This is a genomic window from Corynebacterium tuberculostearicum, assembly GCF_022347235.1.
GTDB lineage: Bacteria > Actinomycetota > Actinomycetes > Mycobacteriales > Mycobacteriaceae > Corynebacterium > Corynebacterium tuberculostearicum_F.
This window is the reverse complement of record NZ_JAKRDX010000004.1, coordinates 1-21,268: the sequence shown is the minus strand read 5'-3', so window position 1 is coordinate 21,268 and position 21,268 is coordinate 1. Positions and strand designations below refer to the sequence as shown.

Annotated in this window: 21 protein-coding genes, 1 tRNA gene and 1 other RNA gene; 17 read left to right on the top strand and 6 right to left on the bottom strand. The window is 58.4% G+C overall.

Features of this window, described 5'->3' with window-relative positions; translation table 11 throughout:
* Positions 1–22: 22 nt before the first annotated feature.
* Positions 23–559 (bottom strand): PPA1309 family protein, encoded by a 537-nt coding sequence (locus MHK09_RS03130; protein ID WP_005322346.1) that lies wholly within the window; start codon positions 557–559, stop codon positions 23–25.
* Positions 560–682: 123 nt separating this feature from the next.
* Here MHK09_RS03130 and MHK09_RS03125 point away from each other — a divergent pair, with 123 nt between their 5' ends.
* The 10 genes from MHK09_RS03125 (at position 683) to MHK09_RS03080 (ending at position 10,962) form a co-directional block, all read left to right on the top strand.
* On the top strand, positions 683–3,640 hold the full coding sequence (locus MHK09_RS03125) for a UPF0182 family protein (protein WP_250410771.1): 2,958 nt from the start codon (positions 683–685) through the stop codon (positions 3,638–3,640).
* Between the two features lie 151 nt (positions 3,641–3,791).
* Positions 3,792–3,868 (top strand) — tRNA-Met (locus tag MHK09_RS03120).
* A 338-nt stretch (positions 3,869–4,206) separates the two neighbouring features.
* Positions 4,207–4,611: a hypothetical protein gene (locus tag MHK09_RS03115; RefSeq protein ID WP_250412643.1), complete on the top strand. Its 405-nt coding sequence runs from the start codon at positions 4,207–4,209 to the stop codon at positions 4,609–4,611.
* Positions 4,604–5,365 (top strand): hypothetical protein, encoded by a 762-nt coding sequence (locus MHK09_RS03110; protein WP_250410755.1) that lies wholly within the window; start codon positions 4,604–4,606, stop codon positions 5,363–5,365. The genes MHK09_RS03115 and MHK09_RS03110 overlap by 8 nt, the downstream gene beginning before the upstream one ends.
* 528 nt (positions 5,366–5,893) lie before the next feature.
* Entirely contained in the window at positions 5,894–6,280 is a 387-nt protein-coding gene (locus tag MHK09_RS03105; RefSeq protein WP_394286743.1) for an ATP-binding cassette domain-containing protein, read from the top strand.
* A 201-nt stretch (positions 6,281–6,481) separates the two neighbouring features.
* Positions 6,482–7,354 carry an ABC transporter substrate-binding protein gene (locus MHK09_RS03100; RefSeq protein WP_250410756.1) on the top strand — a complete coding sequence of 291 codons (873 nt, stop codon included), beginning with the start codon at positions 6,482–6,484 and terminating at the stop codon, positions 7,352–7,354.
* Between the two features lie 29 nt (positions 7,355–7,383).
* On the top strand, positions 7,384–8,316 hold the full coding sequence (locus MHK09_RS03095; protein ID WP_250410757.1) for a FecCD family ABC transporter permease: 933 nt from the start codon (positions 7,384–7,386) through the stop codon (positions 8,314–8,316).
* The gene (locus MHK09_RS03090; protein ID WP_250410758.1) at positions 8,306–9,295 is read left to right on the top strand and encodes a FecCD family ABC transporter permease; all 990 of its coding nucleotides are present in this window, start codon (positions 8,306–8,308) and stop codon (positions 9,293–9,295) included. Before MHK09_RS03095 ends, MHK09_RS03090 begins: the two co-directional genes overlap by 11 nt.
* Complete coding sequence (locus MHK09_RS03085; RefSeq protein WP_250410759.1) at positions 9,292–10,104, top strand: ABC transporter ATP-binding protein; 813 nt, start codon at positions 9,292–9,294, stop codon at positions 10,102–10,104. The genes MHK09_RS03090 and MHK09_RS03085 overlap by 4 nt, the downstream gene beginning before the upstream one ends.
* A 24-nt stretch (positions 10,105–10,128) precedes the next feature.
* On the top strand, positions 10,129–10,962 hold the full coding sequence (locus MHK09_RS03080) for a kinesin (protein WP_250410760.1): 834 nt from the start codon (positions 10,129–10,131) through the stop codon (positions 10,960–10,962).
* 66 nt (positions 10,963–11,028) lie between these two features.
* Here the strand turns inward: MHK09_RS03080 and MHK09_RS03075 are convergent, their stop codons facing one another.
* Positions 11,029–11,472: a DUF1990 family protein gene (locus tag MHK09_RS03075; protein ID WP_250410761.1), complete on the bottom strand. Its 444-nt coding sequence runs from the start codon at positions 11,470–11,472 to the stop codon at positions 11,029–11,031.
* Positions 11,473–11,621: 149 nt separating this feature from the next.
* Here MHK09_RS03075 and MHK09_RS03070 point away from each other — a divergent pair, with 149 nt between their 5' ends.
* Complete coding sequence (locus MHK09_RS03070; protein ID WP_250412642.1) at positions 11,622–12,710, top strand: trypsin-like serine protease; 1,089 nt, start codon at positions 11,622–11,624, stop codon at positions 12,708–12,710.
* 285 nt (positions 12,711–12,995) lie between these two features.
* On the opposite strand, the gene hisN is transcribed toward MHK09_RS03070, so the two are convergent.
* Positions 12,996–13,778: a histidinol-phosphatase gene (gene hisN, locus MHK09_RS03065; protein WP_198492690.1), complete on the bottom strand. Its 783-nt coding sequence runs from the start codon at positions 13,776–13,778 to the stop codon at positions 12,996–12,998.
* Entirely contained in the window at positions 13,771–14,607 is an 837-nt protein-coding gene (locus MHK09_RS03060; protein ID WP_250412641.1) for an inositol monophosphatase family protein, read from the bottom strand. Before MHK09_RS03060 ends, hisN begins: the two co-directional genes overlap by 8 nt.
* Positions 14,608–14,667: 60 nt before the next feature.
* On the opposite strand from MHK09_RS03060, the gene prfB reads away from it, so the two are divergent.
* Positions 14,668–15,771, top strand: coding sequence for a peptide chain release factor 2 (gene prfB, locus MHK09_RS03055; RefSeq protein WP_250412640.1), 1,104 nt, complete (start codon positions 14,668–14,670; stop codon positions 15,769–15,771).
* 83 nt (positions 15,772–15,854) lie between these two features.
* On the opposite strand, the gene MHK09_RS03050 is transcribed toward prfB, so the two are convergent.
* Positions 15,855–17,474, bottom strand: a complete 1,620-nt coding sequence (locus MHK09_RS03050) for an AbgT family transporter (protein WP_250412639.1) — start codon at positions 17,472–17,474, stop codon at positions 15,855–15,857.
* 108 nt (positions 17,475–17,582) lie between these two features.
* On the opposite strand from MHK09_RS03050, the gene ftsE reads away from it, so the two are divergent.
* The 5 genes from ftsE (at position 17,583) to ssrA (ending at position 20,511) form a co-directional block, all read left to right on the top strand.
* Positions 17,583–18,272 (top strand): cell division ATP-binding protein FtsE, encoded by a 690-nt coding sequence (ftsE, locus tag MHK09_RS03045; RefSeq protein ID WP_150851432.1) that lies wholly within the window; start codon positions 17,583–17,585, stop codon positions 18,270–18,272.
* Positions 18,269–19,171, top strand: a complete 903-nt coding sequence (gene ftsX / locus MHK09_RS03040) for a permease-like cell division protein FtsX (RefSeq protein WP_250412638.1) — start codon at positions 18,269–18,271, stop codon at positions 19,169–19,171. Before ftsE ends, ftsX begins: the two co-directional genes overlap by 4 nt.
* Positions 19,172–19,215: 44 nt before the next feature.
* Entirely contained in the window at positions 19,216–19,719 is a 504-nt protein-coding gene (gene smpB, locus MHK09_RS03035) for an SsrA-binding protein SmpB (RefSeq protein WP_005322310.1), read from the top strand.
* Positions 19,712–20,068: a DUF488 domain-containing protein gene (locus MHK09_RS03030; RefSeq protein ID WP_250412637.1), complete on the top strand. Its 357-nt coding sequence runs from the start codon at positions 19,712–19,714 to the stop codon at positions 20,066–20,068. Before smpB ends, MHK09_RS03030 begins: the two co-directional genes overlap by 8 nt.
* Before the next feature lie 62 nt (positions 20,069–20,130).
* Positions 20,131–20,511: a transfer-messenger RNA gene (ssrA, locus tag MHK09_RS03025) on the top strand.
* A 470-nt stretch (positions 20,512–20,981) separates the two neighbouring features.
* On the opposite strand, the gene MHK09_RS03020 is transcribed toward ssrA, so the two are convergent.
* Positions 20,982–21,268: hypothetical protein (locus tag MHK09_RS03020; RefSeq protein ID WP_250412636.1), on the bottom strand; the 287-nt coding region annotated here is incomplete at its 5' end.

Here is a 21,268-nt window from a genome sequence, read left to right as displayed (position 1 = left end):
AGGCGAGAATTGTCACTTCAGTCTAATCTAGCTCATCCGGGTCTTGGTTCAGCCCATAGCGCAAGGCCGCAATGACCCCCGGAGCTACCTGCGGGCCGCCGCGCAGCTGGATGTCATCTTCCGCGAACGGTCCGGCCGCTTCTAACTCCTCCTCGGTGGGGCGCAGCTGCAGCAATGTGGTTTCGATGCCTTCCTCGCGCAGCGCACCGGAATAAAGGCGCGCCGGGCGAGGGGAGGGGTCCTCGCTGGAGGTATCGCGGAACTTAATCTCTTGGGCCAAGATGACGCCGGCAACCTCTCGCGGCCAGGCCAGGCGGGAGACATAATCGGCCAGCTGCTCTGAACCAGGCTCAATGTTTTCGGGCACATTATCCTGCACGATGAGGGTAAGCGGTGCGGCGTCCTCTTCATCGAGCGCGGCAAGCTGATCGGCTACCAAGTGGGTGGGAACCAGCGCGAAGATGGTGGGGCGGGCGTCCCAGCCTTCGGCGTGGACGAATTCCACGGCTTCGGTCATCGCGCGGTTTAAAGCTGGCTGTGATAATTCGGGGGAACTCATGAACATCCTTATTCGTTATCTGTGTATTGCTTCCTTAAGCTGGAAGAAGTCTACAGGTTTTAAATTCGCACTAGTTGATTGGAGCTGGCGTTGTCCTTAGGGTCATCCACACCAGCCGCCCCGTTGAAGCGGCCCCCGCGGGTCGCGACAATCATTGCGGCCATCATTGCCGTCCTCTTGTTCTTTGGCCCCATGCTCGTGGGCATGTACACGGATTGGAGGTGGTTTGGTGCGATTGAATACCGGAACGTCTTCACCACCGCGATTATTGCGCGGATAGTCCTCTTTATCATCTTCGGTCTTGTGGCCGCTGCAGTGGTGTGGGCCGCCGGCTATTTTGCCTGGCGCGGGCGCCCGGATTCGCTCGACTTGGGAGACCTGAACTCGCCGGTGTATCAGTACCGCAAGTCCATTGAGAAGTCCATGGGTGTCTTCTTCAAGGTCATCCCCGCCATCGTGGGCATCATCGCCGGTTTCATCGGCCAGTCCAATTGGCGCACGGTGCTGCTCTTCCTCAACGGCCAGGAATTCGGCGAACAAGACGCCCAGTTCCACCACGACCTGGGTTTTTATGCCTTCACGTTGCCAGTTCTCAAGATGGTGGTTAGCACCCTGTCCATCTTGTTGATCCTGGCCTTCCTTATTGCGCTTTTCGGCCACTACGTGCTGGGCGGCATCCGCATTGGCAATAAGGCCGCCGGTGTGCGCGGCTCGATCTCCCACCCCGCTCGCCTGCAGCTGGCGATTACCGCCGGCCTGTGGATGGTAGTCCAGGTCATCGGCTACTGGTTGGAGCGCTATGAGCTGCTTAATACCCAGCACGACCTCTTTACCGGTGGTTCCTATACCGATATTCACGCCTACCTGCCGGCGAAGATCATCTTGATGATCATTGGCGTTTTTGTGGCCGTGGCCCTGTTTATGGCCGTTGTCATCAAGGACCTGCGCATCCCCGGCCTGGCCGTGGTGCTGATGCTGCTGTCCTCGCTGGTCATTGGCCAGGCATGGCCGCTGCTGATGGAGCGCTTTTCCGTACAGCCCAACCGCCAGGCTAAGGAAGAAGAATCCATCGCCCGCAATATCGAGGCCACCCGCTATGCCTATGGGCTCACTGATGACCACGTCACCTATGAAGACAACTGGGGCGGGGATGAAGTCTCCGATGACAAGGTGGCCTCTGATAACGCCACCATCAATAACCTCCGCCTGCTGGATCCGGAGATCCTTTCTCCTACCTTCACTCAGATGCAGCAGCTGAAGAACTTCTACGGCTTCCCAGAGACGCTGTCGATGGACCGCTACGAGATCGATGGCAAGAAGCGCGACTTCGTCGTCGCCGCCCGCGAGCTGGATCCGAACGAGCTGCGGGAGAACCAGTCGGACTGGATTAACCGCCACACCGTCTACACTCACGGCAACGGCTTCGTGGCAGCGCAGGCCAATAAGGTCGACGAGGTGGCCCGCGATGCAGGTTCCGCCCGCGGTGGCTTCCCCATCTTTACCGTGTCTGACCTACAGACTCAGGCCGGCGAGTCCGAGGGCGAAGGCGAAACTCAGGACGCAGAGAAATCCCTTGGCATTAAGGTTGATCAGCCGCGCATCTACTACGGCCCGGTCATTGCCGGCGCGGCCGACGGCATGGATTATGCGATTACCGGCAAGACCGGCGATAACCCGGTCGAGTATGACACCGATAGCTCCACCTACACCTATGACGGCAAGGGCGGCGTTGGCATCGGCAATATCTTTGACCGCACCATGTACGCCGCCAAGTATCGCGAGCTGAACTTCCTGCTCTCGGATCGCGTCGGCAGCGAGTCCAAGCTGCTGTATGACCGCGATCCGCGCGAGCGCGTGGAGAAGGTTGCTCCGTGGTTGACCACCGATTCTGCTACCTACCCGGCAGTGGTTGATGGCCGCCTGAAGTGGATTGTGGATGGCTATACCACTCTGGAATCCTTGCCTTACTCCCAGCGTGCCTCGCTTTCCGACGCCACCCAGGACACCCTCAACCCTGATGGCACCACCCAGCGCTTGGTCAATGACAAGGTCGGCTATATCCGCAACTCGGTCAAGGCCACCGTCGATGCCTATGACGGCACTGTGGACCTCTACGAGTTCGACAAGAATGACCCGGTGCTCAAGGCTTGGGAGGGTGTGTTCCCGGACGTCGTCAAGCCTGAGGCGGAGATCTCCGATGAGCTACGCGAGCACTTCCGCTACCCGGAGGATATGTTCAAGGTGCAGCGTGACCTGTTGGCCCGCTACCACGTGGATGACCCGAATGTCTTCTTCAATAACGATGCCTTCTGGTCCGTGCCGAATGACCCCACCGCGGAGGAATCCCGTCAGCTCAATCAGCCGCCGTACTACGTGATGGCCGCTGACCCGGAGACCGGCAAGCCGACCTTCCAGCTGACCACCTCCTACCGTGGCCTCAACCGCGAGTTCTTGTCTGCGCACATGGCCGTATCCTCCGAACCGGAAAACTACGGCGATATCACCGTGCGCGTGCTGCCCACCAATACACAGACCCAGGGCCCGAAGCAGGCACAGGATGCGATGATGTCCTCCGACCAGGTCGCCCGCGACCGCACCCTGTGGGAGGGCACCAACGACCTGCACAACGGCAACCTGCTAGCCCTGCCAGTAGGTGGCGGCGAAATCCTGTACCTCGAGCCGATTTACTCGCAGCGCAAGGACCAGGCCTCTGCCTTCCCGAAGCTGTTGCGCGTGCTCGTGTCCTATAAGGGCCGCGTGGGCTATGCCCCGACCATCGGCGATGCCCTCGAGCAGGTGGGAATCGACGCCAAGTCTGCCCAGAACATCGAGGAAGTTGACGGCGATTCCGAGGACAAGGACGGCGCCAAGGATGAGGAGAACAAGAAGGAGTCTAAGGACGATAAGCCTTCGGCTCCGGCTTCCGCTCCGTCTTCCTCCGACGAGGCGGGTGCCATCGATGACATCAACAAGGCCCTGAAGGGGCTTGAAGATGCGCGCGATGGCTCCTTCGAGGAATATGGTCGCGCCCTGGATGAGCTCGACAAGGCAGTCGAGTCCTACCAGTCGACGGAGAAGTAGTTCCGGCTTATAGTCGCAATGAATTAGGCACCTGCCCAGCGGATTTGGGTAGGTGCCTTTCCCTATGTATAGTTACATGAGTCGCCAGGACAGAGCGAATACACTTAGTGTTAACGTACTGTTCAAGCGCAGATGATGGAAGTCATCTCGACGCGGGGTGGAGCAGCTCGGTAGCTCGCTGGGCTCATAACCCAGAGGTCGTAGGTTCGAATCCTGCCCCCGCTACCAACTTCCAAGCCCCTACCAGTGGAAACGCTGGTAGGGGTCTCTTTCGTTTTATGCTGAAATCGCCATTTGGTGCACTAGGCTCAAAATCCTGCACCGCGCAATCCCGCAACCGGATCTGCGCTTCACAAAGAGATCACTGCAGTACAACGACGCGGATATGATGATTTTGCCAAGAATTTCGATCCTGACGTCGATACCTATACTTGGAACGACGTGAGAGCCATCGAGGTAAAGGCACACACCTCGGTCGGATTCAGCCAATCTGAAGCGGAAGCACTAACCGATTATGGTATCGAGCAGCTCAAGCAACAAGGCTTGTCTCAACCTACAAATATCCCGTGGAACCCTGGAGTGTTATAAGAGTGTTAACGCAGCCCACCAACGAACAGCTGACGCAATTTCAATCGGACCTCGAAGACGTCGTCACGCCAACCATTGAACAGCTTCACACGCGAATCCAGGAAACAGGGCCCCTGTCATCTGATGACGCAATCAGATTCGTTGCAGATATCACTGCGCTGACAATATTCGAGCTGGCCGAGCGACTTGACGGAAACGCTGACAAAACCGGCGCCCTCAGCTACAGGTTCGCTGCAGCAGAAGGAGAAGAAGTGCGCCTGCCTGCCGAAGTGCTCAGCGCCATCACTGGATGGCTTTCCGCTCCAAAGGATCGAAACCCCCTCGCCGGGAAGACCAGCCACCCGTACCCCTTCGACTTTTACGGAGCGAAAGACTATGCATAGCGATTCCGCACTGCTGCTCATCGGACGACTGTATGCGAAAGTTTACGACCAATCCATGGACTCGGATGCCGCCGAGCACCTCCACCATCTGTTGAGCAATGTTCATGACACCACCGCCATCGATGAGGCCATCTACGCCTACCAAGGCGAAATACTCGGCATCCTGCTGGATTCAGTGAATCAGTCCGACTCGCTCGAGTTGTACACGGCGAGTACGTCGCAGCGCGAGTCTCTCAACTTGGCCATCATCGCCCTCGAAGATACACCTCAGTCTACGGCGGCACTCGACGCAATTGCGCAGTTGGCGCAGGTTGAACCACCAGCTCCCGGCCAAGCCAAAATCGACATCCCCACGGAAAATCTCTCGAGCGACGCCCGAAAACTTTCAGCGCTCGGCCTCCACCAGGGCATCGCCATTTCGGTCCCGCATTTGGGCATTCCGATCTTGGAAGGCGACGAAACCACTGACATCTCCACCTCGTCTACCGTATTGGGCGAGCAACGTTACGCCTCTGCCAAAGCCGTACCTAAGTGGCTGACTCACTTGTCGGAGACTCCGTCCGCTGGCTTCGTTACGTACCAGAATTCGCAAGGCGAGACCCTCCAGGTCAAGTTCAATGCCAAGGGAAACTACTTCCCGCTTCTTCTCACGAACCATAACGGAGACCGCCACCTCGACAAACTACCGTCTGCGAGACAAGCCGAAAACCACATCGTGGCCTGGCTCGACAATTCACAATCACCGATCATCTAGCTGCCACTCAAAAGCGGTTTGGTTCTGTTTACTTTGGAGATAGAAAACTGGGGGCCTGACCCCCGACGTGTCTACTTTCCGGGGTCAGGCCCATGAATGTCATGCGCAGGCTAAAAACGGTGGCCTGATCAAGATAAACTGATTGGTAAGGAATTTGTTGTGAAAGAAAGAACGATCATTCCGGGAATACTTTTTGGAATTGTCTTGGGTGTCGTAACCCTTCATGGCGGAGTGCTCCTGTCCACATGGCTTCCAATACCTTTCGTTTTCTATGGGCTACCTCTACCTTCATTGGTGGTGTTGGGTGTATTAGCCATATCTGTCTACATGTTGAAAAAGGATCGGCTTAGCGACCGATCATGGCGTGCTTTTGCCTTCACATTCGCCGCGGCTTTCGTCGTATCCGCGTTCTTATGGGTGAGCACCATTTCTGGCTATGGAAACTTCGCATAGCCTATAGATATGGAACGGTTGTAAGGCCAATTACAGTTAGCCCCTCTAGATTGATGAACTGCTCCCCATTCGCCGATGAGGGCCATTTTCGTTTTCTTCGGCGGCCAGCGCCAATGGGCACGGCTTGCACTGGCTCTGGCTCAGGGCGCGCCGGTGCCGCTGCTCGACGAGCCTACGACCTTCCTCGATCCCGCCCACGCGATTAGTGTTTTGGAGCCCGTTCGCAAGCAAGCCCGCGCTGGTAAGGCAGTCGTTGTTGTGCTGCACGACCACATGTTGGCTGGTCAGTACTCCGACACCAGGGCGGTTATGAACAACGGCGAGGTCATAGCCCGGGGGACTCCCAAGGAAGCACTGCGGAAGGATATTTTAGCCGCAGCCTACGGTATCGATGTAGAAATCTGGGACGATCCTTTCAGCGACGCCCCCGTCATCGTTTCCCGCGCTGTGCTCAAGGGCTAGAGCATTCGAAAGATGAACACCAAAGACCGCAGTTTGGAGTTCGTTCGCAGAGGCTGTAGATGATCGTGGCTAGAGCGGATTTCGGTTTCCGCTCCTCACCGCTATCCCTCATGGAACTCATCCTGTGGCTGCATGGTCTGTCATGGAGAGGGAAGCAATCAGGCTCTAGACAGTAAACCCTTATAAAGCTAAGGTAAGCCTATGCAAAAGAAAGACTTCACTAAAACGCGTGCGGTTATCGCACTCGTAGCCACCTTAGCCCTAGGCGTGGGCCTTGCCGCGTGTTCTTCTGATTCTTCTCAGGGACTGGGTGAAGATAGGAAAATCGAGCGAGTTGTGGCGCTCGATTGGCGCTATGAGGAAATTCTCAAGGCCCTCGATGTGGACCCTGTGGGAATCGTAGAAATCGGCAAGTCGGAGGCACCAACTACTTTGAAGGGCCAGTTAGGTCAGGCGACCTCCGTGGGCCAAGCCAAGCAGCCGAACTTGGAGGTTATCCAGTCTTTGGAACCAGATCTGATTTTGGCTAGCCCTACCCGTCAAGCTGATATCATGCCGCAGCTGGAAGAGATTGCGCAGACGGAATCCTACCCAGATGAAACCTACTCGGACGTGCTGGACTCGATGGATGAGATCGCGGCCAAACTCGGCAAAGAGGAAAAGGCTAAAGACGTCCGTCAGCGCATCGAGGACAAGATTGCTCAGACCAAGGACACGGTAAAGCCGGGGAGTCGTGCGGTCGTGGCTGGCTGGTCCAGCGAGATGCTCTATACCTGGGTCAACCCCTCTTTCCCTCAGTCGCTACTGAGTAAAGTGGGCTATGACTACGCCTTCGAAGGTGAGAAGTCTTCCATCGAATCTAAGACTGATGTAGCGGAACTGACCGGCGATAAGCTCCCTGGAATGAAGGCTGACCGAGTCTTTATGTACAAGGACGTCGAAGCGTTTAAAAAGACGCCCTATGCCAAGGGCAGCGGTGACATCGTAGAGGTAGACCAAGATATCTGGTCGCGCGCTCGCGGGCCACTTTCCGCCGAGCATATGCTCGATGACATTATCGCCGCTGAAAAGTAGTGGCACCTCGAACTAAAGCCAGCGCCTGCTTGGTCCTTGCAACCGCTGCCGCTGCCTTTGTGTGGTGGTGGCGGCTCCGCCATGTTCAGGTGCCAGTTGATACCCCGTGGTTAGAAGAAGAGCTGCATAGCGTGGCTTTTGACCGTCTCCTTGCTACCACGGTGGTCGGTATTGCACTAGGTGTAGGTGGGTTATTGCTGCGCACGGCAACCGCGAATCCGCTCGCCGATCCGTCCATCACTGGTGTGAACTCCGGTGCGGCACTCGGCGCAGTCGCAACCGCAATGTTTTCTGGGAGCGAAACCTCGAGCGTTGACCAGCTGCCCGGTGCGCTGCTGGGTGCGGGGATTGCTGTGGGGGTGACGGTGGGCGTGGGCAAGAGCGGTGCGATCCAGCGCATGGTACTCGTGGGCGTTGCTGTTTCCGCGCTGTGTAGCGCCTTGACCTCCATTTTTCTGGTGATAGATGAAGCTCAACTGGCGACGGTGATGTCATGGCTCTCTGGCCGGCTTGCCGGTGTACGCCTAAGCGATATTATGCCCGCACTGGTCGCTGTGCTGGTCGTGGTTCCCTTGACCTTAGTCGGTGCGCAAACGCTGGACTTGCTCGTAGCCGGTGATGCCGTGGCCGGTGCTGTGGGGGCGAAGCCGGAGCGCATTCGGTTGGCTGCCATTGTGGAGGCGGTAGTGCTCATTGCTCCTTCGGTAGCCGCAACCGGGCCGATTGGATTTTTGGGGCTGATGGCCGCGACCGTAGCGTGGCGGGTGTGCGGCCCGCACCATCGCATGGGGCTGTGTGTGGCTGGAATTGTAGGAGCAGCGGTGCTTCTGGTGGCCGACTCGGTTGGGCAGGCAATCTGGGCGCCGGCCGAGACCCCAGTAGGCATCGTGACTTCTTTGGCTGGCATGCCCTTAGTGCTGTGGTCCGTCCATGCCCTAGGGAGGGGGAGGCATGCGGCATAAGAGATTTGTAGGGGTTCTGGTAGGGCTCATCCTGGCGTTGGTATTGAGCGCAGTTATCGGCATGGGCGTCGGTGCGGTGATGAAATCGCCGGGCGAGGTGACCACTGGCTTCTTTGCCGGAGATCCGCTCATCTGGAAGTACCGCGCACCGCGGATCTTGGTAGGTATTTGCGCGGGCAGTGCCATGGCTGTTTCTGGGTGTCTATTGCAGTCCGCGCTACGCAATCCTTTGGCCGCTCCAGATACGGTGGGTATTACCTCCGGCGGTGGACTCGCGGCCGTTGCGGTACTCATGGGAGTAGGCGCCCTGCCGGCCCACCTGCTGACCTTTATCGCCTTTATCGGCGCGTTGGCTGGAACTGGGGTGGTTCTCCTTTTTGCTGGACGCGGGGTAAGCGATCCGGTGCGCCTGCCCCTTACCGGGGTGGCGGTATCTTTCGGGCTGGGTGCCATCACTGAACTGCTCTTGGTGCGCGCCGCGCCAGAGGCTGGAGCGGCCATGACATGGCTGAAAGGTTCGCTTTACGCCCGCTCGCTTGGCGACGCCGCTATCGTCGCCCCCTTTATCCTTCTCGCCCTAACCATCGCGATGGTGGTGGCAAAGCACCTGGACATGCTCGCGCTGGATGATTCCACCATGGCCGGCATCGGAGTGAGCACCAAGATATGGCGCCTAATAGCAGTGGCCCTGGCCGTTATCCTTGGCGCCGCGGGAGTCGCCGCAGCCGGGGTCTTGGGTTTCGCCGGGCTCATCGTCCCGCATGCTGCCCGCTTGATTGTTGGTGCAAACCTGCGCCGGCAAATGCCCGTGGCGGCCCTAGGCGGTGCGGTCCTTGTGACTGTATGCGATACGTTCGGTCGCTGGGCCTTCGCCCCCACGGAAATCCCCGTCGGCGCGCTCATCGCGCTGATTGGCGCACCCTATTTCATTTTCCTATTGACTCGGCTGACCCGAGTGCGAAACGGAGGCTTGACATGACATTGACGTGTAGCGGATTAACCGTGGGCTACGGGGGTCCCGATGTGGTCAAAGAAGTAAATCTCCACTTAACTAGCGGACAAGTAACGGCTCTGATCGGGCCGAATGGCTGCGGCAAATCGACGCTTCTTAAAACACTGGGCCGCCAACTCACGCCCAGCGCAGGCGCGGTGTACCTCGGGGACCAAAAAATCAGTGAGTATTCCTCGCGTGCCTTTGCCCGTGAAGTTTCTTTTCTGCCACAACATCCCGTGGCCCCGGAAGGGGTATTAGTGCGCGACGTCATCGGTTACGGCCGCTATCCCTATACAGGAGCGCTAGCGACGATGCGGGCCGGAGATCATGCAGCGGTTGAGCGTGCTGCCTCGCGTGCTGGGGTGAGCGAGCTTCTCGATGCCTCCGCCGCAAACCTTTCCGGCGGTCAGCGCCAGCGTGTTTTCCTCGCCATGACCTTGGCCCAAGAAACACCAATTACCTTGCTTGACGAGCCGACTACTTACCTCGACCCTGCGCACCAACTGTCCATCTTGGAGCTCATCCGAGACCTCAATGGTGCCGGGACCACAGTGGTCATGGTGGTCCACGATATGGTCCACGCCGCGCGTTACGCCGATAGAATCGTAGCCATGCGTGAGGGACGCATTGTGGCCGAAGGGGTCACCGAGGAGGTGATGACTGCTGAACTCGTACGCGAAACCTTCCATGTTGAGTGTTTAGAGATGACTGATCCCTCCACCGGTCGACGCTTTCCCATACCCATTTCCGTGCACGCTCCTGAATTTTCTGGAACCCTAGAGGGGAGAAGATAAATCTATTTAAAGGAGTACGCAGCAATGGCGAATAACCTAGGCCACGAAGTTGACCTGGACCGCAACGAATACAAGTACCTGGCATCTGAGGACACTGTGTCTTCGGCAGCTAAGTCGGGCGCCTCCGCTCAGTCCGGCGCGGCTGCAGCGGGTGCAGGTGTTGCAGCGGCAGGCGCCGCGGGCGCAGCGGGCCTATCCACGCCGGTAGGCAAGCAGGCTGCGGATAATGCAGAATCCACCGCCAGCAAGTACGAGCCGCAGAATCACGTTGTCGCTGGCGCCGACGAAGAGCATGTAGGCTCTGCCTCCGAGCAGCCGGATCTGCAGGAGAAGCTGGACGAGGATAACTCTGACTACGCGCCAAGCCAGCACATTGTAGGCGGCGCGAAGGAAGAGCACATTGGTTCGGCTCCGCAGCAGCCGGATCTGCAGGAGAAGTTGGACGAGGATAACTCGGACTATGCACCGAGCCAGCACATCGTAGGTGGGGCACAGGAAGAGCACATCGGCTCCGCCCCGCAGCAGCCGGACCTGCAGGAGAAGCTGGACGAGGATAACTCGGACTACGCGCCAAGCCAGCACATCGTAGGTGAAGCAAACGAAGAGCGCGTTGCTACTGCGCCGAACCAGGACAACGTTAACGGTCAGCAGTCCTCTGAGCGCCTGGACCAGCTAAAGGGCAAGGCATCCGAGGCTGGTAGCGCCGTCGGCGATGCGTTCCAGCGCGCTAAGGGCTTCGTGGAGGACAAGGCACACGAGTACCAGGAGGAGTCCACGAAGAAGGGTGGCTTCTTTGACCGCGTCAAGGGCGCTGTGCGCGATGCGCGCGAGTCCATTGAGGACAAGCGCAAGAATTAACCAGCGCCGAGTTTAAGCCGCTTTCCCGGCGTCGGGGAGGCGGCTTTTGTCGTATATACAATCCTGCTAATCGTCCAAGGCGTGAAGGTAGAGTCGGCTAATCAGCAGGCGCCTTGGCACGTCCACAAGGGGGCGCAGGAAGGGGAGGAAGGGCTCGGAGGCGGCGTCGATAAGCAGCAGCGTGCGACCATCGCGCAGGCGCTCAAGGGTGAAGGTTTCCTCGCCGCGCTCGAGGTGTCCGGGGAGGGTGCCGTAGGTGAACCCGCAGCGGCCGTCTTCGTGGAAGACATCGACCACGCGACAGCGAAAATCCCACGGGCCGAGGCCCATGGTGACCTCCGCACCGAGCTCCACCACCTCATGGGTGGGCCGCACGCGGAAAAGGCCGCTGCGTTGGATTGACCAGCGGAAAAGCCGGTGCGCGGCGGTATCAAAATCAGCGTCGATGACTCGTGACATGTGCAGCTGCGGGAAGCCAGAGGTATCGGAATAAGACAGCGGTGTGACCATGCGCCCAATGATAGGGGAGGGGTGATTACCCCCGAATTCTGGAAGAAATATAACGGCTTGGACACAGTCACAGGAGTTTGCTGATTCCACAATTTTTTCGTGCCAGTATCGAGTTTGCACGATGTTGACAACTGAAAGTAGGTACCTTGATGCTTCGCATACCGCACCTTAAGAAAGTCCTGGTGGGCTCGGCTTTCGCTGGTGCGTTTTTCCTAGGCTCCCCGGCCGCAGGCGCCCAGGAATTGCCCCAACCGGATTTCGATTCCGCAGGGATTATTGACCAGGTCCGAGATGGCCTGGCTGGGGTAGGCATCCAAACCCCGCAGGTGGATAAGAACGTCACCGACGCCGTGGATTCCTCTGTGCGCAACGCGCAGCAAGCCGTGCAGCACACGGCGCAGCAGGCACAGTACGCGGAGCCGATGACCAACCCGAATCCCATCGGCCTAGCGGAGCAGGCCACCCAGCCGGAGTTTAAGCCGCAGGGAACCAATCCAAACTATAAGTGGAAAAATGATGGATTTTCCAAGGTAGCTGCGGGCAAGCCACAGGCTGACTACGTGCTGCACCGCGTGCCGGGCTCGTTCTTTGATGCCCCACGCATTCCAGAAGAATCTGTTGCGGCTATGAATGAGGGCGAGTCGCTTTATGGCCCCGGCACCCCGGTTTATGTCGATGAGAAGATGATGTGCACCCTGACTGTGGCGGGCAACGATAATGCTGGCCGCAAGGTTGGGCTTACCGCTGCGCACTGCGGCAACGTGGGGGATTCGGTCACCTCCGCCGATTCGGAGCAGATTGGCCCAACCGGCACCGTGGTGTCCAAGAATGAAGACTTGGATTACGCCGTCATCGAGTTCGGCTCTAAGGCCAAGGTATCCCGCTCCTACAATGGCGTGACCGTGAATCAGTTGGGCGGTGGCGTTAAGCCGGGGCAGCAGGTGTGCAAGCAGGGTGTTGCCACCGGGAAGACCTGCGGCATGACCTATCAGCAGGAAAAGAAAATTCAGGTTAACCAGGTATGCGCCATGATGGGCGATTCCGGTGCACCGTTGTTGGTCAACGGCCGACTCATTGGTTCGATTACCGGCGGTTTCCTGCCGGTGAATTTCCCGTGCCGCACCCCGCTGCAGGGTCCGGTGCATAACCCAACCGCCGCAAACACCATGGATGCAGTCTTGGCGGATATGAACCGCCGCGGTGGCGTAGGTGCTGGTTTTACATTGCCTGAGGACTAGCCTCGCCAATCCTTTTGCCCGCTTTCCCAGCCTTGGGGAGCGGGCTTTGTGCATCTTTGGCTGGTGCTAATAACCACAGCCAGTGGGGTATAGCGTGAATTACTTGCGAGCCCTATCCAGAAGCTACTTAGGCGTGGTTATTGACACCGGCAGGAGCCGGTCAGAGATGCAGCCGTCCTTATTGGCACGCACCCGCCGCCGACCCGGATGCGAAAAATCCGAGTGCATGCGTACAGATCGGCCGCAGGGTGGCGGGTGCGTGTTACTTCAGCTGCGCAGAAATTCCTAGCCCTGTAGTGCGGCTAGGGCGTGCTTGTGGAGCAGGCCGTTGGAGGCGACGCCGGATCCGCCGTGGGGGCCGGGGTTTCCGTCCAAATCCGTGAAAGTACCGCCGGCCTCGGTCACGATGAGGGAGGGCGCGGCGAGGTCCCACAAGGACACCTCGGGTTCGGCGGCGATGTCTACCGCGCCTTCGGCCACGAGGCAATAGGACCAGAAATCACCATAGCCGCGCAGGCGCCAGGTTTTGTCCGTGAGCGCGAGGAACTGATCGCGCAGGCCCCGTTCGGCCCATCCGGTTAGCGAGCTCATAGCCAGCGAAGAATCGGCGAGCTTTTCCACATGGGATACACCCAAGCGCTTCGGCTCGCCGCCAAAAACGCGGAAGGCGCCAGCGCCTTTGGCCGCGTACCAGCGGCGGCGCAGGGCGGGAGCGGAAACTACCGAGACTACTGGTTCGCCGTCTTCCAAAAGGGAGATGAGCGTGGCCCATACGGGGACGCCACGCACGAAGTTCTTGGTGCCGTCGATGGGATCGATGACCCACTGGCGGCCCTTATAGCAGGCCTCGCCGCCGTATTCCTCCCCCAACACTTCATCGCGCGGGCGGGAGCGCTTGAGGGATTCGCGGATTTGCTTCTCACAGGTGAGGTCCGCATCCGATACGGGGGACATATCTGGCTTTTCCTTGACGGAAAGGTCCGAGGCCTCGAAACGATGCATGGTCACTACATCGGCATGGCCGGCCAGCTCGAGCGCGAGGCCCAAGTCTTCTTTAAACTTACCCACGGAGCCAATCCTCCATCTGATCCACTACCTGTTTATTGCCGGCCAGGCACCATTCGACGCCGCCGGCTTCTACCTTGCGGGCAGCACCGCCGGCTGCCTCCACGAGGGCTTTGCCGGGGAACCAATCCCAATCCGCTACCGAATGCTGCATCCATGCGCCCCATGTGCCATCGGCCACGGAGGACAGGTCAACAGAACCGGCACCGAGCATACGGACTGTAGCAAAGTTTTCTGCCACGCGCTGCCATGCCCCGCGGATATCCCCATCCGCCAGCGAGGTTGGGTGCAGATACGTGGATAGTGAAATCTGCTCGGCTGGCTTCTCCTGCAGGCGAGTTACTTCCTTGCCGTCGAGGGAAGTGGGGTAGTCCCGGCCACCGAACCAGGTGTACCCCATGGCGGGGCGGTGGACGGCGCCGAGGGTGATCCCCGTGGCGTCGGTAAGCGCGAGGGCAGAGCACCAATAATCGGAGCCGGAAGAGAAGTTGTAGGTGCCATCGACTGGGTCAATGACCCAGGTGCGGCCGGACTGGGACTCGCGGGCCGCACCCTCTTCGCCGAGGATGCCGTCTTCCGGACGCACGGCCTCGAGCACGCCCGCAACGAAGCGCTCGGCCGCCCGGTCCGCATCCGTAACAACGTCCGAGATAGAAGTCTTGTGCTCTACGTCGACGCCCATCTCGCGCAAGCGCCAGGCCAGGCGGCCGGCGTTATAGACAAGGGCCTGCGCTAGGTGCGCATCCCCGTCATCCGCGTGCGCGACAATGAAGGTCTTGATGACCGCATCGATCATCTCCTGCAAGCTCGGCTTTTGATCCATGCCCACCATTGTCACCCTAAACGCGGCCGATGGCTAATTATGCCGGCCGGGTGGGTAGGATTGGGGCCTATGCGTCCCGAAGTAACAGCACGGCTCAAGCAATTGGAAACCACCCTGACCACCATCGAGAAGGTCATGGACCCGGAGGCTTTGGCTGCCCGCATTCGGGAACTAGAGGCCCAGGCCGGCGACCCATCCCTGTGGGATGACCCCGCCCACGCGCAACAGGTCACCTCCGAGCTTTCCGCAGCGCAGGCCAAGGTTCGCAAGTTGGAATCGCTGCGCGGGCGCTTAGAGGACATGCCCGTGATGTATGAACTCGCGGAAGAAGAGGGCGATACCTCCCTGGCGGATGATGAGCTTGATTCCCTGGAATCTGCCATCGAATCGCTGGAGGTCACCACCATGCTTTCTGGTGAGTATGACCCGCGTGAGGCGGTTATCAATATCCGCTCTGGCGCCGGCGGTGTGGACGCGGCCGACTGGGCCGAGATGCTCATGCGCATGTACACGCGGTGGGCGGAAAAGCACGGTCACAAGGTGGATGTCTATGACATCTCTTATGCGGAGGAGGCCGGCATCAAGTCTGCGACCTTTGTCGTCCACGGTGAATACATGTATGGCCAGCTCTCCGTGGAGCAGGGTGCGCACCGCCTGGTGCGCATCTCGCCCTTTGATAACCAAGGGCGGCGCCAGACGTCCTTCGCAGAGGTAGAGGTGCTTCCGGTGGTGGAGCAGACTGACTCGATTGAGGTGCCGGATTCAGAGGTGCGCGTCGATGTCTATCGTTCTTCTGGTCCGGGCGGCCAGTCTGTCAATACCACCGACTCGGCGGTGCGCCTGACCCACATTCCCACCGGCATTGTGGTGACCTGCCAGAACGAAAAGTCGCAGATTCAAAATAAGGCCTCGGCCATGCGCGTGCTGCAGGCAAAGCTACTGGAGCGCAAGCGTCAGGAGGAACAAGCTGAGCTCGATGCGTTGGGCGCCGGTGGCAACGCCTCCTGGGGCAATCAGATGCGCTCCTACGTGCTGCACCCGTATCAGATGGTCAAAGACTTACGCACCAATTTTGAGGTGGGCGATCCCTCCAAGGTGCTCGATGGCGATATCGATGGCTTCCTTGAATCCGGTATCCGCTGGCGTATGCAGCAACAAGAAGACCAAGATTAGGTCCATACTGATCGGGCTGAATTGAACGCGAAAAGGCCGAACTGAGGGGAGAATCTCCTCAGTTCGGCCTGATCTCTATGGACCTAACCCGCGTAGTCCATCGGCGCGCCTGGTCCCAGCGGAATGCCGATGAGATACCAGATGACGAAGAAGGCGAACCAACCCACGATCATGCAGAGAGAATAGGGCAGCGCCAGTGACATCAAGGTACCCACACCTGCTGGCTTGTAATAGCGCTGCAGGAAGGTCAGAGCCAAGGCGAAGTAGGGCGACATTGGGGTGATGATATTCGTCGGGGAGTCACCGATACGGAAGAGCATCTGGGAAACCTCGGGCGAGACGCCTACATACATCATCATTGGCACGATGACCGGGGCCATCAGCGCCCACTGGGCGGAACCGGAGGTGATGAAGAGGTTAAGCAGTGCGACCATGGCCACCAGTGCCGCAAACATGACCAGCGGCGGCAGGGACCAGTGTTGGAGCAGCTCGGAGCCCTTAATCGCAGTCCACACGCCCAAGTTCGACCACTCGAACCAGGCCAGGAACTGGGCGACGGCGAAGAAGAGGACCAGCATGGGAACGAGGGTCTCGATGCCCTTGGCCATGAATTCGGGGACATCGGCAAAGGACTTCACGGTGCCTGCCGCCAGGCCGTAGACGATGCCGCATACCAAGAAAGCCAGGGCAATCGGCACCGCGATGGCGCTAATGAGTGGCGACTCCATGAAGCTATCCCCTTGGCTTGCCAGCGGGGAGCCGGGGATAAAGAGCAAGGCAAAGAAGGCGGCAAGGAAGACCACCAGCGCGATGCCGGAAGCAATCAGACCACGCTGCTCGTTGGGCTTGATGCGCATCGCCTCTTCATCATCGGTGAAGTCGTACTCCTCACCCTCCTCTGCATTCGCGCCGGCCCCACCGGCGGCCTTGGAAAAGGACACCTCTTCGTAATTGATGTGGTCGTGGTCCACCAGCTCGCGGGCCTTTTTGACCATGAGGAATTCCGTGACCGCGGTAATGATGAGGGAGAGCACCACGGCGGAAGGGATAACAAAGAAGATATTGGCCAGCGGGCTGACCTCATATTCTGGGTCCACAAACTGTGCGGCCGGGGTAGAAATACCCGCGAGCAGGAGGTCAGTGATATTCAGAATCAGTGAGGCATTAAAACCGGCAGACGATGCCGCAAAGGCCACCATCGCGCCCACGATGGGGGAGCGGCCCACGGCGTGGAAGGCCATTGCGCCCAGCGGGATCAGGATGACGTAGATGGCGTCAGAGGCCACGGAGCCGGTCACGCCGGCCAAGGCGACAACGAAGGTCAGCATCTTGGCGCTGACCTTGGTCACCATCGCGCGCACCAACGCGGAAAGCAGTCCAGACTGCTCCGCCACGGCCACGCCGAGCATTACGGCAAGGATGACGCCAAGCGGCGGGAAGCTGGTGAAGTTCTCCACTGCATCAGTAACCATGCGCGAGATATTCTCGGTGGTCAGCAGGGATTCGACTTCGATGGTATCGCCGGTCTTGGGATCCTCGGCGGTCATGCCGACGAGGTGTCCTAGCCAAGAGGTCACAGCGACGATGGCTGCGAGGATAACGAAGAGCCAGAAGGGATCCGGCAGCTTATTGCCAATCTTTTCTACAGTGCCCAGGAAGCCGCTTGCAGAACGTGGTTTTTCTTTAGTTTCGGTTTCGGCCATTGTATCGGCACTTTCTGTCGATCGGTCGGAACAAATTAGTGTCTTAGACCACATTACTTAAATACAGTTCACAGCGTGGTGTCAACTTTAGTTGCTACAGTGATTCGCGTGATTAGATTCGACAACGTGACTAAGGCTTACTCCGCCGAGTCTCGCCCAGCGCTCGACGGGGTGTCCTTCGAGATTGCGGATGGCGAATTCGCCTTCCTCATTGGCCCGTCTGGCTCCGGTAAGTCCACCTTCCTGGAGCTCATGGTGCGCTATAGCAACGTGACCAAGGGCGATATTTATTTCGATGATTTCCATGTCAATGAGCTTTCGGGCAAGCAGATCAACGCGCTGCGTCAGTCCATTGGCTATGTCTTCCAGGACTTTCGCCTGCTTCCCAAGCTGACGGTGTATCAAAACGTGGCCTTTGCGCTGGAGGTTATTGGCAAGAGCAAGTACCGCATCTCCACCTCGGTCCCGCAGGTTTTAGACCTGGTGGGCCTAGAGGATCGCCGCGATGCGTATCCGCACGAGCTTTCCGGTGGCGAGCAGCAGCGCGTGGCCATTGCGCGCGCCGTGGTCAATCGGCCGAAGCTGCTGCTTGCCGACGAACCCACGGGCAACCTCGATCCCTCCACCGCCGACGAGATCATGGACTTGCTGCTGGGCATCAACCGCCGTGGCACCACCGTGGTGATGTCCACCCACAATGCCCGCGCCGTCAATAGGGCACGCAAACGCGTACTGGAGCTGCGCAATGGAGTCCTCGTGCGCGACGAGCACGAGGCGATGTATGAGGGGGAAGCATGAAGCTAGGGTTTATTTTTCGCGAGGCCACCAAGGGACTCGGCCGCAACCTGACCATGACGATCGCCATGATCATTACCACCGCCATTGCGGTAGGCCTCGTTGTCGCCGGTATCATGGTGACCAACCTGACCAAGGACACCAAGGAGATCTATCTCGACCGTGTCGAGGTCATGGTGCAGCTCAATGAGGACATTTCTGCCGGTGATCCGGATTGCACCAGCCCGGCCTGCGCGGATCTCAAGAAGCAGCTCGACGCGGATGATTCCGTCGAGTCCGTGGAATACCGCAACCGCGCGGAATCCTATGAGCGGTTCAAGGAGCTTTTCCAAGACACCGACCCCGTCATGGTGGAACAAACCTCGCCCGACGCACTGCCGGCAGCGTTCCACGTGCGCCTGAAGGATCCAGAAGACGCTTCTGCGATCGATGCGATTAGGGATAATCCGGCGGTAGAGGATGTCGTCGACCAGCAGCAGGAAGTGCGCGATGCCGCAAGTAACCTGGATGCTATTCGCAATGCCACCTTTGTGCTGGCTATCGTGATGTCCGTGGCGGCCATCTTCTTGGTGGCCAATATGGTGCAGATCGCCGCGTTCCACCGCACCCGCGAAACGGAAATCATGCGCATGGTGGGCGCAAGCCGGTGGATGACGCAGGCGCCGTTCGTGGTGGAAGCAGTGCTGGCCTCGCTCATCGGCGTGGTGTTGGGTGGTGCCGGTATCTTCCTAGGAAAATCCCAAGTGGTGGACCCATCCCTGCAAGGCCTGTATGAATCCCAGCTGCTCGCCCCCATGAAGTCCGGTGATCTATGGATTGCCCTGCCTTTCGTTGGCCTCCTGGCACTGGTGGTCACGGCCGTCACGGCGCATATCACCCTGCGGTCCTATGTGCGCAAATAGCCCGTTTGCCGGGCCGGCTAAAAGGGCACTACACTGCCATAATTATGGCTAAGAAGGGCAAGAAGAATAAGAAGGCGGCCTCCGGCGAGGCAACACTCGCTACCAACCGCCGGGCCCGGCATGACTACAAGATCCTCGAGGAATACGAGTGTGGCATCGTCTTGCTCGGTACCGAGATCAAGTCCTTGCGGGAGGGAAAAATCTCGCTCAATGATGCCTTCGCCACCATCGATGATGGCGAGGTGTACCTGCGCAACCTGCACATCCCGGAATATTCCATGGGCTCATGGACGAACCACAGCCCGCGGCGCACCCGCAAGCTCTTGCTGCACCGCCGCGAAATCGACAAGCTTTACGGGCAGGTGCGCAATGGTAATAAGACCCTGGTCCCGCTGAAGGTCTACCTCAAGAATGGCTACGCCAAGCTCTCGCTGGCGTTAGCGCAAGGTAAACAAGACTACGATAAACGTGAGGATATTAAGCGCCGCGACCAAGACCGTGAAATCTCCCGCGAGCTCGGCCGCCGCGTGAAGGGCATCAATGTTTAAGACAGCGAAAGTCCACGACGTCGTCAAGGGCGAGGACACCATCGAAGGTACCGGGGTGCTGGTGGATCGGATGTGGCCCCGGGGCGTTGCCAAGAGTGACCTAGACTATAAAGAGTGGTTCAAGGATGTCGCACCCAGCCCCGAACTGCGCAAGTGGTGGAACCACGACGAGGATAGCTTCGACGAGTTTGCCCGCCGCTACAAGGCTGAGCTCGATGACAACGATTCCGACGAGCTCACCCAACTGCTTGCGCTTTCCGACGCCACCCTCCTCTTCGCCGCCGCCAACCGCACGGTCAACCATGCGGTAGTCCTCAAGGAATGGTTAGAGGAGCACTTGAGGAAATAAAAGCGGGTGGGGTAGTGTTGAACGAACCGTAGGGAAGATGCACTATCCCGTCCCTACAGCATGGGGTTGATTTGGTTTCGACTTCGTGCACTGCGCCAGGGGAAGCGTGCCGGTGCAGGCTAACGACCACCGTATAAGCGTCGTAGCAACCAATAAACGCAGAGAAGAACTCTCAGCGTGACTACGCCCTCGCTGCCTAATTACAGCGACGCGTGTCTGTCAGCCTAGGTTTCGTTCCTGACCTAGAACCTGGCATCGACTAAGGAACTAGCCGGCTGGCCGGGTCATCAGGACCAGTCGGGACTCTTACTGGTGACTGGGTCCATCATCCGGACGTGTTCGCCCGATCCGGAGGGCCGAGCAGAGATTCTGTGCGGACTGCGCACGGAGAAGCCCTGGCAAGGTGACGAAGGACCCGGGTTCAATTCCCGGCAGCTCCACCGGTAGGCCCCCGAGAAATCGGGGGCCTTTTTCCATGCAATGGCTTTTAGATCTGCGAACCCTCTCCTGCGGCATTAGGGGAAAGCAATCTCGCAGTGGAGTTGGGGCCTTCTATATGGCTTAGGCCGCTCACCGAATCCTGCCTCCTGGCGCGGAGTTGCTCTGGCATGTAGTGCGGGAAATCCGGACTGTGCTGGGGATTTGTCATTGTTGGTGGGGTTGGACTACATTAATCGAAGTCGCCGCGAGGTAGCCGGTTGGTTACTTTTGAGCGAATTTCGTGCGGACTTGGTTCGATGATTTGACAGGGTTCATTGAGTTGAGTACGTTTGTACGAGCCGCCAACGAGAGGTTAACGGTAGGTTAATTTTTGGGGTGTGTGGATGATGTTTGAGAACTCAATAGTGTGCCAATGTACTTTTTATTTTTTGTGTGCATGGTTGTGTGTTGATTGGTTTGTCTGCCAGCAGGCTTAGTGGTTTGTTGGTTGGTGTGTGCCGGTTGGGTATGTGGAGCACGTACTCTTTTGAATGCTGTTTGGTGTTTCGGCTGCATTGAGATGGATTGGTTGGCATGTGATTGTGTTCAACTTTTTTGGTTTCCTTATTTTTGACCCCGTCGGGTTGAGGGAACTTATTTTTTTCTTTGTAGTAATTTTTTGGACGCCAGCACAGGCTTTTGTGGTTTGTGGTGGTTTGTTCTTTTGTTGGGTTTCGGGCTTTTCACGGCCTGTTTCGGATTTGTTCTGAAATTTTTTTG

What these genes read in the sequence shown, in the direction of transcription:
- MHK09_RS03070 (WP_250412642.1), top strand. Translation starts at nt 11,622, where the DNA reads ATGCTTCGCATACCGCACCTTAAGAAAGTCCTGGTGGGCTCGGCTTTC.
- MHK09_RS03110 (WP_250410755.1), top strand. Translation starts at nt 4,604, where the DNA reads ATGCATAGCGATTCCGCACTGCTGCTCATCGGACGACTGTATGCGAAA.
- MHK09_RS03050 (WP_250412639.1), bottom strand. Translation starts at nt 17,474, where the DNA reads ATGGCCGAAACCGAAACTAAAGAAAAACCACGTTCTGCAAGCGGCTTC.
- MHK09_RS03060 (WP_250412641.1), bottom strand. Translation starts at nt 14,607, where the DNA reads ATGGTGGGCATGGATCAAAAGCCGAGCTTGCAGGAGATGATCGATGCG.
- ftsX (WP_250412638.1), top strand. Translation starts at nt 18,269, where the DNA reads ATGAAGCTAGGGTTTATTTTTCGCGAGGCCACCAAGGGACTCGGCCGC.
- MHK09_RS03090 (WP_250410758.1), top strand. Translation starts at nt 8,306, where the DNA reads ATGCGGCATAAGAGATTTGTAGGGGTTCTGGTAGGGCTCATCCTGGCG.
- MHK09_RS03075 (WP_250410761.1), bottom strand. Translation starts at nt 11,472, where the DNA reads ATGGTCACACCGCTGTCTTATTCCGATACCTCTGGCTTCCCGCAGCTG.
- MHK09_RS03100 (WP_250410756.1), top strand. Translation starts at nt 6,482, where the DNA reads ATGCAAAAGAAAGACTTCACTAAAACGCGTGCGGTTATCGCACTCGTA.
- MHK09_RS03105 (WP_394286743.1), top strand. Translation starts at nt 5,894, where the DNA reads ATGAGGGCCATTTTCGTTTTCTTCGGCGGCCAGCGCCAATGGGCACGG.
- MHK09_RS03130 (WP_005322346.1), bottom strand. Translation starts at nt 559, where the DNA reads ATGAGTTCCCCCGAATTATCACAGCCAGCTTTAAACCGCGCGATGACC.
- prfB (WP_250412640.1), top strand. Translation starts at nt 14,668, where the DNA reads ATGCGTCCCGAAGTAACAGCACGGCTCAAGCAATTGGAAACCACCCTG.
- MHK09_RS03085 (WP_250410759.1), top strand. Translation starts at nt 9,292, where the DNA reads ATGACATTGACGTGTAGCGGATTAACCGTGGGCTACGGGGGTCCCGAT.
- smpB (WP_005322310.1), top strand. Translation starts at nt 19,216, where the DNA reads ATGGCTAAGAAGGGCAAGAAGAATAAGAAGGCGGCCTCCGGCGAGGCA.
- MHK09_RS03030 (WP_250412637.1), top strand. Translation starts at nt 19,712, where the DNA reads ATGTTTAAGACAGCGAAAGTCCACGACGTCGTCAAGGGCGAGGACACC.
- MHK09_RS03080 (WP_250410760.1), top strand. Translation starts at nt 10,129, where the DNA reads ATGGCGAATAACCTAGGCCACGAAGTTGACCTGGACCGCAACGAATAC.